The 12,283-nt window shown below is 63.0% G+C and carries 11 protein-coding genes; 9 read left to right on the top strand and 2 right to left on the bottom strand.

Annotated elements, in window-relative coordinates:
- Positions 1 to 65: 65 nt before the first annotated feature.
- Positions 66 to 3,137 carry an excinuclease ABC subunit UvrB gene (uvrB, locus tag FKV68_RS10745; protein ID WP_180937839.1) on the bottom strand — a complete coding sequence of 1,024 codons (3,072 nt, stop codon included), beginning with the start codon at positions 3,135 to 3,137 and terminating at the stop codon, positions 66 to 68.
- A gap of 259 nt (positions 3,138 to 3,396) precedes the next feature.
- Here uvrB and FKV68_RS10740 point away from each other — a divergent pair, with 259 nt between their 5' ends.
- On the top strand, positions 3,397 to 3,750 hold the full coding sequence (locus FKV68_RS10740; RefSeq protein WP_153441040.1) for a DMT family protein: 354 nt from the start codon (positions 3,397 to 3,399) through the stop codon (positions 3,748 to 3,750).
- Between the two features lie 184 nt (positions 3,751 to 3,934).
- On the opposite strand, the gene FKV68_RS10735 is transcribed toward FKV68_RS10740, so the two are convergent.
- Complete coding sequence (locus FKV68_RS10735) at positions 3,935 to 4,321, bottom strand: acyl-CoA thioesterase (RefSeq protein ID WP_180937838.1); 387 nt, start codon at positions 4,319 to 4,321, stop codon at positions 3,935 to 3,937.
- 212 nt (positions 4,322 to 4,533) lie between these two features.
- Between FKV68_RS10735 and FKV68_RS10730 the strand changes: the two genes are divergently transcribed.
- From FKV68_RS10730 to FKV68_RS10695, 8 genes are all read left to right on the top strand, one after another.
- Entirely contained in the window at positions 4,534 to 6,348 is a 1,815-nt protein-coding gene (locus tag FKV68_RS10730) for a methyl-accepting chemotaxis protein (RefSeq protein WP_180937837.1), read from the top strand.
- Positions 6,349 to 6,663: 315 nt separating this feature from the next.
- Complete coding sequence (locus FKV68_RS10725) at positions 6,664 to 7,203, top strand: Kazal-type serine protease inhibitor domain-containing protein (protein WP_180937836.1); 540 nt, start codon at positions 6,664 to 6,666, stop codon at positions 7,201 to 7,203.
- A 366-nt stretch (positions 7,204 to 7,569) separates the two neighbouring features.
- Positions 7,570 to 8,811 carry an extensin-like domain-containing protein gene (locus tag FKV68_RS10720; protein ID WP_180937835.1) on the top strand — a complete coding sequence of 414 codons (1,242 nt, stop codon included), beginning with the start codon at positions 7,570 to 7,572 and terminating at the stop codon, positions 8,809 to 8,811.
- A gap of 354 nt (positions 8,812 to 9,165) precedes the next feature.
- Entirely contained in the window at positions 9,166 to 9,987 is an 822-nt protein-coding gene (locus FKV68_RS10715) for a sulfite exporter TauE/SafE family protein (RefSeq protein WP_180937834.1), read from the top strand.
- A 133-nt stretch (positions 9,988 to 10,120) separates the two neighbouring features.
- Positions 10,121 to 11,011, top strand: coding sequence for an MBL fold metallo-hydrolase (locus FKV68_RS10710; RefSeq protein ID WP_180937833.1), 891 nt, complete (start codon positions 10,121 to 10,123; stop codon positions 11,009 to 11,011).
- A 12-nt stretch (positions 11,012 to 11,023) separates the two neighbouring features.
- Positions 11,024 to 11,356, top strand: coding sequence for a sulfite-sensing transcriptional repressor BigR (gene bigR / locus FKV68_RS10705; RefSeq protein WP_180937832.1), 333 nt, complete (start codon positions 11,024 to 11,026; stop codon positions 11,354 to 11,356).
- Positions 11,353 to 11,760 (top strand): YeeE/YedE family protein, encoded by a 408-nt coding sequence (locus FKV68_RS10700; protein ID WP_180937831.1) that lies wholly within the window; start codon positions 11,353 to 11,355, stop codon positions 11,758 to 11,760. Before bigR ends, FKV68_RS10700 begins: the two co-directional genes overlap by 4 nt.
- Positions 11,757 to 12,230 carry a YeeE/YedE family protein gene (locus tag FKV68_RS10695; RefSeq protein ID WP_180937830.1) on the top strand — a complete coding sequence of 158 codons (474 nt, stop codon included), beginning with the start codon at positions 11,757 to 11,759 and terminating at the stop codon, positions 12,228 to 12,230. The genes FKV68_RS10700 and FKV68_RS10695 overlap by 4 nt, the downstream gene beginning before the upstream one ends.
- Positions 12,231 to 12,283: the final 53 nt, after the last annotated feature.

Below are 12,283 nucleotides of genomic sequence, written 5' to 3'. Positions count from 1 at the left end.
GGACCCCTTTCGTCAATCTGAGGCGGCGCTTGCCGTGTCGGTTTCTGATGCCCGTGGTGGGGCGGCTATCTCCCTGGCCGCCCCGTTTTCCCCTTCGTCCGGCCCTTGCGCTGCTTCTCCTCCGCCGGATCCTCGTACGACCCAACGCCTGGCTTCGCCCGGATCAGCGGCTTCTCCGGCACTTTTCCTGTCACCGGCTTTTCCGTTCGGCCGACGGTCATCTCGTCGAGGGTGTTCTTGCGGAACAGCGATTGCCCCTTGCCGGCCGGGACGGCCACGTCGCGGCCCATTTCGTCGAGGTCCGGCTTGCGGAAGAGCGGGCGTTCGGTGTCGGTGCCTGGCCCCATGTCGTCGAGCGAAGGTTTCTGGAAGTAGCCGGCGGGTGAGGCGGGCTTACCCCCCTCTGTCCTGCCGGACATCTCCCCCACAGGGGGGGAGATTGGGCTGGGGATGGCCTTTCCGTCCCTCTTGCGCTCCGCACTCCGCGCCTCCTCTTTTCGTTTCCCTGTCGTGCCTTCGGCGCTCCGCGCCTCTTCTTTTCGTCTCCCTGTCGTGCCTTCGGCACTCCGCGCCTCTTCCCGTGCCAGCGGATCGTCAAGCGCCGCAAGCTCTGCGGCCTTGAGGCGCTTGATCTCGTCGCGCAGCCGCGCGGCGGTTTCGAAGTCGAGGTCGGCGGCGGCGTCGCGCATCTGTTTTTCGAGCGCGTTGAGATGCGCCTGCAGATTGTTGCCGACGAGGTGGCCGCCGTCCGCAAAACCCTTGCCGGAGACGCCGGAAATGTCGGCGCGGACGTGGTCGCGCTCGTAGACCGAATCGAGGATGTCGGAGATCTTCGCCTTCACCGATTCCGGCGTGATGCCGTTTTCGAGGTTGTAGGCCATCTGCTTCTCGCGGCGGCGGGCGGTTTCCTCCATCGCCCGCTGCATGGAGCCGGTGATGGTGTCGGCATAGAGGATGACCTTGCCGTCGACGTTGCGGGCGGCGCGGCCGATCGTCTGGATCAGCGAGGTTTCCGAACGCAGGAAGCCTTCCTTGTCCGCGTCGAGGATGGCGACGAAGCCGCATTCGGGAATGTCGAGGCCCTCGCGCAAGAGGTTGATGCCGACCAGCACGTCGAAGGCGCCGAGGCGGAGGTCGCGGATGATCTCGATGCGTTCCAGCGTGTCGATGTCGGAGTGCATGTAGCGCACTCGCACGCCCTGTTCGTGCAGGTATTCAGTGAGATCCTCCGCCATGCGCTTGGTGAGCACGGTAACGAGCGTGCGGTAGCCGGCGGCAGCCGTCTCGCGGATTTCTCCGAGCACGTCGTCGACCTGCGTCTTGGCCGAACGCACTTCGACCGGCGGGTCGATGAGGCCGGTCGGGCGGATGACCTGTTCGGCGAAGACGCCGCCGGACTGTTCCATCTCCCAGCCGCCGGGCGTCGCGGAGACCGCGATGGTGTCCGGGCGCATCGCGTCCCATTCCTCGAAGCGCAGCGGCCGGTTGTCCATGCAGGAGGGCAGGCGGAAGCCGTATTCGGCCAGCGTCGCCTTGCGGCGGAAGTCGCCGCGATACATGCCGCCGATCTGCGGAATGGTGACGTGGCTCTCGTCGATGAAGATCAGCGCGTTGTCGGGAATATATTCGAACAGCGTCGGCGGCGGCTCGCCTGGCTTGCGGCCGGTCAAGTAACGGGAATAGTTCTCGATCCCCTGGCAGGAGCCGGTGGCCTCCAGCATTTCCAGGTCGTAGCGGGTGCGCTGCTCCAGCCGCTGCGCTTCCAGCAGGCGACCGGCGCGTTCCAGTTCGGCGAGGCGGAAGGTCAACTCGTCCTTGATCGCCTTGATGGCGGCGTTCAGCGTCGGTCGCGGCGTCACATAGTGCGAGTTGGCGTAAATCTTCACCGATTTCAGGTCGCCGGTCTTCTGCCCAGTCAGCGGATCGAACTCGGTAATCGAGTCGATCTCGTCGCCGAACATCGAGATGCGCCAGGCGGCATCCTCCAGGTGGGCGGGGAAGATCTCGATGGTGTCGCCGCGCACGCGGAACGAGCCGCGCTGGAAATCCATGTCGCGGCGCTTGTACTGCTGCGCCACCAGGTCGGCCAGCAATTGCCGCTGGTCGAGCCGGTCGCCAACATTCATCTGGAAGGTCATCGCCGTATATGTCTCGACCGAGCCGATACCGTAGATGCAGGAGACCGAGGCGACGATGACGACGTCGTCGCGTTCCAGGAGCGAGCGCGTCGCCGAGTGGCGCATGCGGTCGATCTGCTCGTTGATCGAGGATTCCTTCTCGATATAGGTGTCGGAGCGCGGCACGTAGGCTTCCGGCTGGTAGTAGTCGTAGTAGGAGACGAAATACTCGACCGCGTTGTCCGGGAAGAAGTTCTTGAATTCGGAATAGAGCTGGGCGGCGAGCGTTTTGTTCGGCGCGAGGATGACGGCCGGACGCTGCGTCGCCTCGATCACCTTGGCCATGGTGAAGGTTTTTCCCGAGCCGGTGACGCCGAGCAGCACCTGGTTGCGCTCGCCGGAACCGAGACCTTCGACGAGGTCGGCGATCGCCGTCGGCTGGTCGCCGGAGGGCTGGTAGTCGGTCACCATGTTCAGCGAAATGCCGCCTTCCGATTTCTCGGGCCGGGCAGGGCGGTGCGGCGTCCAGAGCTTGCCGTCCTTGAAGAGCGGGTTGCCGCTCTCGATCAGCTTTGCCAACGCGTCGACCGTGGCGGTCACGCCGGAACCGGTGGTCAGCTTGTCGGCATCCTCCAGCGCGACATCGAGGCCCGCAACCGGATTGAGCCCCGCGGCGGCGCGCGTCTTCGGATCATGGCTGCCGCCCATCGACGTGCCGCGGGCGGTCTTTCCGCCGACGATCTCCGGCTTGCCCTTGCCACCGCGTGCTACGTCGGCCGACTTTTCCTTGGCCGCCGATTTGGAGGCAGCAATTTCCACCTTCTTGCGATGCTTGCCCGCCTTGGAGGCGATCTCGCGCTGGCTTTCGAAGGTGCTTGCCTCGGCCTCGGATTCGAGCTGCTTTACCCAATCGGAGATATTGCCGGACAGTGGCGTGCCGGAAAGCGGCGCCTGTGGGGCTTCTTCGAAACCGCTAGGTGTTGACGATTTCTTCGGGGAGTTCTTTGGATTTCGGGCCATGGCCGGAATATGGACAGAGTCAGCCCGAATGTGAAGGGGGGAACGAGTACAAAACAGAAACGAAACGGGTGTTTCGCGCAACCTCGGTTGACTTGGCGCTGGATGGCTGCATGCAGGGTTGCCAATGGCCAGATCGATCGGGAAGGGGTTTTTGCGTGAGAGACCCTGGAAAGCGGGGTTCAGCACGGCGAGGGCGCTTGCGGTGGCGATCTCGATCGGCTCATCTTCGGGAAAACGATTCGCGCCCTCCGAGGTCTCCATGCCCTTCGCCATCAATCCCGCCTATGTCTGGCCGGTACTGCTTCTGCTTGTCTCCAACGTCTTCATGACCTTTGCCTGGTATGGCCACCTGAAGTTCACGTCCTCACCGCTCTACATCGTCATTGTCGCGAGCTGGGGCATCGCCTTCTTCGAATACTGGCTGGCCGTACCCGCGAACCGCATTGGCCACTCGGTCTATTCGGCGGCGCAGTTGAAGACGATGCAGGAGGTGATCACACTCACCATCTTCGTCATCTTCTCTGTCTTCTGGCTGAAGGAATCGATCGGCTGGCACCACGTCGTCGGCTTCGCGCTGATCGCCGCCGGCGCCTCGTTCATTTTCAAGGGATGAGGCGGTTCCATCCGCTCCGCCCGAACGTTGATCCAGCTTGAGGTCCTTCAGCCCGGCAGCGGTGCTGGACGAAAAGTGCGACGCCGCTTAAGAGCCGCGCCAGGCTAAGGCTGATGATCATGCCCATGACGACGCGAATATGGGAGAAGATCGCCGGATCTGGCGCGAGCGCCCATCTGCCTGCCTATTCTTCCGGTACCGGCGTCGGCTTGCCGGCGGAATCGAGCGCCACCATCACGAAGATCGCGTCCGTGACCTTCTCCATGACATGGGAGAGGTAACGCTGTGCCCAGGCCTCCACCTTCAAGGTCATCGACGTGCGCCCGACCTTGACGATATCGGTATAGATGCAAAGCGTATCGCCGATCTTCACCGGCAGGGCGAAGGCCATTTCCTTGACGGCGGCCGTGACCACGCGACCCCTGGCGCGCTCCGCGGCGCGAATGCCGCAGGAAAGGTCCATCTGGGCCATGACCCAGCCGCCGAAGATGTCACCGGCGGCATTGGCGTCCGCCGGCATGGCGAGCGTTCGCAAGGTAAGCTCGCCGTTCGGCTTGGTCGCTTCGGTCATCAGCCCGTCTCCCTGTTGTCGAACAAGATCTACCGCATGGTCGGCCGACAAGGAAAGAGGACCTGCCGACAATTCCGCGGGGAGCGCGCGTGCCGTGAAGGCCTTTCGTGGTTTTCAGATCGTTAAGTGAGTACCGCAAAAATTAGTGATCACTTGTTAGGGGCTTTGCAAAGACCTCCTCCTATCCTGCAGCCTCAAAGTGGAGGCTGGGGATGAGAAAATTTCGGATTTCAGCGCGTCTCTACGCGCTGGTGGGGTTTGCGCTGCTGACAATGGCGGCGGCACTGACGTTTGCTCTGGTTCAGGCGCAGGACAAGCTGGTCGCGGAGCGCAAGGCGATGCTCGCGGCGATGAACGAGAACGCGGTTACGGTGTTCGAGGCGTACTATAAGCAGGAGACGGCCGGCACGCTTTCGCGCGAGGAGGCGCAGAAGCGGGCGCTCGAAGCCGTCAAGGCGATGCGCTATCAGGACAGCGGCTATTTCTGGGTCAACGACATGCACCCGACCATGGTCATGCACCCGATCAAGCCGGAGCTCGACGGGACGGATCTCACCGCCAACAAGGACCCGAACGGCAAGCATCTCTTCGTAGAGTTCGTCAAAACGGTGCAGGCGCAGGGCAAGGGTTTCGTCGACTACTACTGGCCGAAGCCCGGGGCAGACGAACCGGTGTTGAAATATTCCCATGTGGCCGGCTTCGAACCCTGGGGGTGGGTGGTCGGCACCGGCGTCTATGCCGACGATCTCGCCGCCATGTTCCGTGAGCGCGCCTGGCAGATGGCTGGCATTCTGGCTGCAGCGGCGCTGGCAATCCTGACGGCGGCGCTGGCGATCGTACGCAGCGTCGTGCGGCCGGTCGAGAAGTTGAAAATCTCGATGCGCGCGATCGCCGACGAGGATCTTTCCTCCGATGTGCCGGAAACCGATCGCGGTGACGAAATCGGCCAGATGGCCAAGGTGCTAGTCGTGCTTCGCGATTCGGTCCGGGAGCGGCTCGAGTTGCGCTCGCGCGAGGAGGAACAGCAGCACAGGCTGGATGCCGAACGGCGCGACAACGAGGAGCGCCAGCGTGCGACAGCCGAGGCGCAGGCGGACGCGATGGACACGATCGGCGCGGCGCTGGAGCGGCTGGCGAGCGGCGACCTGACAGCCGAAGTCGATGAGATCGCTCCCGAGTATGCGAAGCTGCAGCAGGACTTCAACACCGCGGTTGCGGCACTTCGCGGTGTCATCGGCGCCATCTCGCAGTCGACCGAGATCGTCCACGGCAGCGCCGGGGATATTTCGGAGGCCGCGCACAACCTGTCTCGCCGGACGGAGCAGCAGGCGGCGGCCCTCGAAGAGACTGCGGCGGCGCTCGACGAGATCACCTCGACCGTTCGCCATGCTTCCGACCGTGCCCACGAGGCCCGCGACATGGTCAATGAGACGAAGGCGAGCGCGGCGAAATCCGGCGGCATTGTTCGCAATGCGATCGATGCCATGGGGCGGATCGAAGCGTCCTCCAACCGGATCAGCCAGATCATCGGCGTGATCGACGAAATCGCCTTCCAGACCAACCTGCTCGCGCTCAACGCCGGCGTTGAGGCGGCGCGGGCCGGCGAGGCGGGCCGCGGCTTCGCCGTCGTCGCCCAAGAAGTGCGCGAGCTTGCGCAGCGCTCCGCTGGCGCCGCCAAGGAGATCAAGGACTTGATCGGCACATCGGTCAAGGAAGTCGGCGCCGGGGTGGAACTGGTGCGCTCGACGGGTGACGCCCTGATGGAGATCGAGACCCTGGTCAATCGCGTGAACGAGCAGGTGGCCTCGATCGCCACGGCCGCCCGCGAACAGGCGACGGGGCTCCAGGAGGTCAACACCGCCGTCAACAGCATGGACCAGATGACCCAGCAGAACGCCGCGATGGTCGAGGAGACCACTGCCGCGAGCCAGACGCTCGCACACGAGAGCCGCGAGTTGAAGGCGCTGCTTGAAAAGTTCTGCCTGCAGGAAAGGAATCGTCGCGCGGCCTACGGCAGGGCGGCCTGACGGAGAAGAAGACTCCTACAGTAGCAAAGACTGGCCCGCGTTCAAACGAACGCGGGCTTTTTTATATGCGGCCACGATCCTATCGACGGTTGTATGCGAATGCGCCCAACTCGCGGGACTTGACGTAATGCCGCGGGCGGCGTCAGATGACGCGGCATTGGCCGTGGCAGGCCGGTCGCTTGGGGCTGAAAGAAATCCCGGGAAACGTGTGTAACGGTTTCCGTCCGAAATTGCGTCGTTTCAAAGCGTTAGATCGTTTCGCTGTTCCGACAAGACATGACGCGATCCGACGATTCGATCGGGAGGAGTATGCCTGTGTTGCTTCTCAAACCCTTTATCTTGCGGCTCTCCACTGTCGTCCTCATGGCGCTCGGCTTCCTTTCGGCCTGCACGGTTGTCGTTGACGAACCGCGCCCCGGCCCGAGACCCAGCCGTCCGACGCCAATCTGCACAATGGAATTCGACCCGGTATGCGGTCAACGCGGCAATCGCCTGACGACCTTCCCGAATGCTTGCCAGGCGCGGGCCGACGGCTTCCGGGTCGTCCATCGCGGTCAGTGCCGCCCCGCTAGTCGCCCGCCGCAAGCCTGCACCCGCGAATTCGCGCCGGTTTGCGGCCAGCGTGGCCGACGGACACAGACGTTTTCGAATGCCTGCCTCGCTCGTGCAGAAGGCTTCCGCGTCATCGGGCCTGGCGAATGCCGCCCCGCTAGCCGTCCCCCTGTGCAACAGGTCTGCACGATGGAGTTTGCCCCCGTCTGCGGCCGGCGCGCAGGCCTCATGCGCACCTTCGCAAATGCTTGCGAGGCGGAAGCTGGCGGGTTCAGCATCGTCCACCGCGGGGAATGCCGCTGACGGCGTGTCGGGTTTCGATGTGAAGTTTTACGGCCCGCATTCGAAGGGATGCGGGCCACCAATCATACCAACGCGCAGGTTGATTGCCGGATCTGGTATGGCGCCGGAAAGGCTTCGTTTACCCTGTTTACCTAAAGTCCGACCGAAATACGATTTTCTCAGCCGTCCGCCCGGTTGACGACACAGGCGGCAGCCACGGTTTTGGCGGCGGCATGTTTCCTTAAATCATGGCCGAGCGAGGATAAACATGCAGCAGTTCAAAGTGCTACAGCGGCCTTTGCGCGTCCGGCTGGACGGGCGGCGCTGTAGGATCGGCGGCGCATCGACAAGGCTTCGGTTTTGTCGCGGACGAAGGCGGCAGTGAGTATGGCGTGTGTTTCTCTTCTCCATCGACCGCTGACTGCGCTGGTGCTGTCCGCTTCCCTCGTTGCTTGCACAACCAACGTGCTCGCGCCTTCCGCCCGGATCGACGGCGGCGCTCGTGTCAGCGCCATAGAGCCCGTGCGTACCGCTGCGCGGCCGCGCCAGGAAATCGCGGCGGCTTACCCGTCGGGTGAACCGGTGGCGGCCTCGAGCGGCAACGTCGTGCAGGCCAATCCTGGTGCGCGGCCGGGCGGCGATCTGCCGATGATCGACAGCGAGCCGATGCCCGCGGCCGGAACACAGATGGCAAGCGCCGCTCCGATGACGGTGCCCCCCGAAGGCGTCAATATGGACGCCATGCTTGGGGTCCAGCCCGTCGTCGGGCTTGCCGAAGAGCAGAGCAACGAGATTGCCGAGGGCAACGTCAGCCAGCCGGTGGTCGCCGGCATTGGCGAGGACAACGTGCATCAACTTGGCGGTTCCGCCGGTCCGGCGCCCGCATCCGGGCCGGACCTCGGCTACGATCCTGATCTGCCTCCGCTGGCGCCGCAGCAGATCTCCACCGAGGAGGCGAAAAGACCGCGTTACATCGAGCCGCAGCGGACAAGCCGGCCGACGCGGGAGCCGCAGCAGGTCGCCTTCCTGCCGCGCGCGCGCAATCCGATGTCCACGCCGGAATTTACCGGTGAAATGCCTCGGGCGGAAATCGCCTGCCGCCAGCGCCTGAAGAAGCTCGGCGTCGTCTTCCGCGATATCCCGCGGATCGGCAACGGACCGTCCTGCGGTATCGATTATCCGATCGAGCTTAGCGGCCTTTCCGGCGGCATCGCCGTCAAGCCGGCGGTAAAGCTGAACTGCCAGGTGACCGAAGCGTTCGCCCAGTGGGTCAAATACGAGCTCGCCCCGTCCTCGCGCTACCGCTACTGGTCCGGGGTCAAGACGATCAAGCCGCTCGGCGGCTATTCCTGCCGCACGATGAATTCGCGCCGCGGCAATCCGATGTCGGAGCACGCGCACGGCAATGCCATCGATGTCGGCAAGTTCGTCCTGAAGAACGGCAAGGAGATCGATGTTCGCAGAAAGGGCTTCTTCGCCTTCCGCGAACGTGGCCTTCTGAAGGCCGTGCGCTCCGACAGCTGCAAGTATTTCAACACCGTGCTCGGCCCCGGCAGCGACCCGTTCCACAAGGACCACTTCCATTTCGACCTGAGAACGCGCAAGTCCGGCTATCGGCATTGCGACTGACTTCTGAACTTACGCAATTCCGGACGCAAAACCGCTATGCACTTTTCCGGAGTTACGGGCAAAAAAAGAGGCCGGCGGGGAAAGCCGGCCAAACGCCGGAGAATAGGGGGAGCTCCGGAGTGCAAATCACGGGGAGCGAGGGCTCCGCGCTGCAGCGCCGCGCGTCCTATCCGACGCGCAAAGGACGCTGCATACTTTCAGTTGCTGCATGTTTTATCCTTAAATCGCTCAGGATTTAAGGAAACATGCAGCGGTCAAAGTGATTGAAAAGCATCACCGTTTCATGACAGTGATAGGCAAGCAGCCCTGATCCGGATTCTTCTTTGCCGGATTCCAGCAAAATCGAGTTTCTTCATGCCGCCCGTCTCGGAATTGATGATGTTTGCATTGGCGCTGGCGGCCGCCGGCGTCGTTGCCGGCGTGCTCGCCGGCCTCTTCGGCATCGGTGGCGGGGCGATCCTCGTACCGGTCTTCTATCAGGTTTTCGGCCTGCTCGGCATCGACGACGCGGTCAAGATGCATCTTTCCGTTGGCACGTCACTCGCGATCATCGTTCCGACTTCGCTGCGTTCGTTTCTGGCGCACTACCGCCGCGGGGTGGTCGATGTCGACCTGTTGCGCAACTGGATCGTGGCGGTGCCGCTCGGCGCAATCCTCGCCTCGGTGATCGCAGCCCATGTCGGCAGCGAGACGTTGCGTCTGATCTTCGCGGTGATCGCGCTCGCCTTGGCCTTCCGGATGATCTTCAACCGTGCGACCTGGCACATCGGTACGGAGCTGCCGAAGAACCCGATCAAATGGCTGGTCGGAGTCGCGATCGGCATACTTTCCGGCCTGATGGGGATCGGCGGCGGCGTGCTCAACAACACTTTCATGACGTTGCACAACCGACCAATTCACCAGGCAGTCGCAACCTCCGCCGGCGTTGGCGTGCTGATCTCCATTCCGGGCCTCTTCGGCTATGTTTGGGCGGGGTGGGGCGCACCGGGCCTTCCGCCGCTTTCGACCGGATTCATCAACTGGATTGCGGTGGCGCTGATCATCCCGATAACTTTGATCGTCGCGCCCCTCGGGGTGCGCCTTGCCCACGCGATGGGCAGGCGACAGCTCGAGGCGGGATTCGGCATCTTCATGGTGCTCATAGCCATCCGATTCTTCTACAGCCTTTACGGCTGACGGAAACGAACGTCACGTTTTTCAATGCTTCGAACCCGAATCCCGGCGCCGCAGCCACGTGGCATTTCCCTTGTTCGCACTAACAATATATAATATACTTAATTGTATATTGTATGACTTTATGGGGGCAACCATGCCTATGAATCAAACTGCAAAACCGGACGTCAAAGGCTTCTACGAATGCCGAACGGGAAGCATCCAATATGTGGTTTCGGATCCGGCGACGAGGCGTTGCGCGATCATCGATCCCGTGCTCGATTTCGATGAAAAATCAGGAGCGACAGCGACCGAGCAGGCAGACCTGATCCTCGAGTATGTCCGCGATAACGACCTGATCGTCGAATGGATCCTGGACACCCATCCGCACGCGGACCATTTTTCCGCAGCCGCCTATCTGAAAGGAAAGACCGGCGCGCCGACGGCGATTGGCGCAGAGGTCCGGCAGGTCCAGTGCCTCTGGAAGAAGATCTACAACTGGCCGGAACTGGCGACGGATGGTTCGCAGTGGGATCATCTCTTCGTCGACGGCGAACGCTTTTCCATCGGCTCCATCGAGGCTTCCGTCATCCATTCACCGGGACATACGCTGGCGTCCGTGACCTATGTTGTCGGTGACGCGGCCTTCGTGCACGACACGATGTTCATGCCGGATAGCGGCACCGCCCGGACGGACTTTCCGGGTGGTGACGCGCGCCAGTTATGGCGCTCGATCAAGTCGATCCTTGCCTTGCCAGACGAAACCCGCGTTTTCACCGGGCATGACTACCGGCCGAACGGCCGCGAAGCGCGTTGGGAAAGTACGGTTGGTGAAGAAAAGCGCTGCAATACGCATTTGGTCGGGCTGACGGAGGACGACTTCGTTCGACTGCGCGAGGCGCGCGACAAGACGCTGCCGATGCCGAAGCTGATCCTGCACGCGTTGCAGGTGAATATTTGCGGCGGCCGGCTGCCGGAGCCGGAATCGAACGGCGCGCGCTATCTGAAGTTTCCGCTCAATGCGCTGCTGGGCGCGGCGTGGAACTGACGGGAGAAGGCAATGGGAACCGTGATGAAATTTCGTAACGTGCGCCCGGACATGGGCGTGCGGGCGGGCGAGGCGGCGACGCTGCTCAAGACGCTTGCCAACCAGAATCGACTGATGATCGTTTGCGCCCTTGTCGAGGGAGAGCATTCGGTCGGCCAGTTGGAGGAGATGCTCGGCATCCATCAGCCGACCTTGTCACAGCAACTGACGGTGCTGCGCGAGGCGGGCATCGTCGCAACGCGGCGAGATGCGAAGCAGATTTTCTATCGTCTCGCCGAGGAGAAAGCCTCGCGGCTGGTGATGGCGCTCTACGAGATCTTCTGCCGCGATGGAGAGAAGCGATGACCGACTATTGGAATGCGCTTGCGGGCGGCATGCTGATCGGCCTGTCCGCAGCCGTGCTGATGCTCGCCACGGGCCGGGTGGCAGGCATTAGCGGGATCGCCGGCCGGCTTTTGCAGGGCGTGCAGCCGGTAGCCGGAGGCGCCTTCGTCGTCGGTTTGGCCTTCGGGCCGGTTCTGTTCCGCCTCTTGTCCGGGCAATGGCCGGAGGTGACGCTGACAGCTTCCTGGCCGATCTTGGTAATCGGCGGCTTCCTGGTCGGCTTCGGTTCGCGCCTGGGTTCCGGGTGCACGAGCGGCCACGGTGTGGTTGGATTGGCCCGGCTTTCAAAGCGCTCGATCATGGCAGTGGCGACCTTCATGTCTGCGGCGATCCTGACGGTCTACGTGATGGGATTTTTCGCATGACGAACGGCAACTATCTTCGCGTCGTCGCGACGCTCGTCTCGGGCGTGATCTTCGGCTTCGGCCTCTCGCTCTCCGGCATGCTTGATCCTGCGCGTGTACGCGGTTTTCTCGACGTTGCGCGGGACTGGAACCCGAGCCTTGCCTTCGTGCTCGGCGGCGCCGTTGCGGTCGCGGCCATCGGCGTTGTGGTTGCCCGCCGGATGCGGAGACCGCTGTTCGACGAGCGCTTTCACGCGCCGACGGCGCGCGTCATTGACCGCCGCCTGATTACGGGGTCGGCGATTTTCGGCATTGGCTGGGGCATGGTGGGGCTTTGCCCCGGTCCCGCACTCGCCTCGCTTTCCCTTGGTCTCCCTGCGACCCTTCTGTTCGTTGCCGCAATGTTCGCCGGAATGGCAGTGCACGATCGTCCAGGCGTCGCACGCGCCTGGCTGCAGAAATCACCGCGCGATGCGGGGCGGGCTACGTAAACGTCGGCCAGGCTTCAGCAAAGGGCGCTCCTGTTCAGAAGTGCCTATGCTCG

The organism is Sinorhizobium mexicanum, assembly GCF_013488225.1.
Classification (GTDB): Bacteria; Pseudomonadota; Alphaproteobacteria; order Rhizobiales; family Rhizobiaceae; genus Sinorhizobium; species Sinorhizobium mexicanum.
This window is presented reverse-complemented; position numbering and strand designations above follow the sequence as displayed.